At 66.1% G+C, this 499-nt stretch carries 1 protein-coding gene; it reads left to right on the plus strand.

From position 1 onward, the window contains the following. The coding region (locus EN914_RS37930; RefSeq protein ID WP_127389801.1) for an LLM class flavin-dependent oxidoreductase at nucleotides 1-499 on the plus strand (499 nt) is incomplete at both ends.

Consider the following 499-nt stretch of genomic DNA (forward strand, 5'->3'; position numbering starts at 1 on the left):
GTGGTGACCGGCTTGTGGCACGGCAAGGCTTCCGGCCATAACGGCCAGAGCTTTTCGGTTCGCGATCCGCTCGACCTGCCGCGCTCGCCGCAGGGCGCGCCGGTGATGGTTCAGGCCGGCGCCTCGGATGTCGGCCGCGACCTTGCCGCCCGCACCGCCGATGTGGTGTTCACGGCGGCGCAGACCTTCGAGGAAGCCAAGGCCTTCTATGATGATCTCAAAGGACGTCTGCCGGCCTACGGGCGCGAGCCGGACGACATCAAGATCATGCCGGGCGTCGCACCGGTGGTGGCGGAGACCGAAGCGGAGGCCCGTGAAAAATACGAGGAATTGCAGGAGCTGATCCCCGACGATGTCGGCGTGGCGCTGCTGTCCAGCTATCTCAGCATCTCCGATCTGTGGCGCTATCCGATCGATGGGCCACTGCCGGAACTGCCGGAGAGCGAGGGGATGAAGAGCAGGCAAGCGCTGGTCATCGAGCAATCGCGCCGCGACGGCC

This window comes from Mesorhizobium sp. M7A.F.Ca.CA.001.08.2.1, assembly GCF_003998455.1.
In the GTDB taxonomy this organism is placed as follows: Bacteria; Pseudomonadota; Alphaproteobacteria; order Rhizobiales; family Rhizobiaceae; genus Mesorhizobium; species Mesorhizobium ciceri.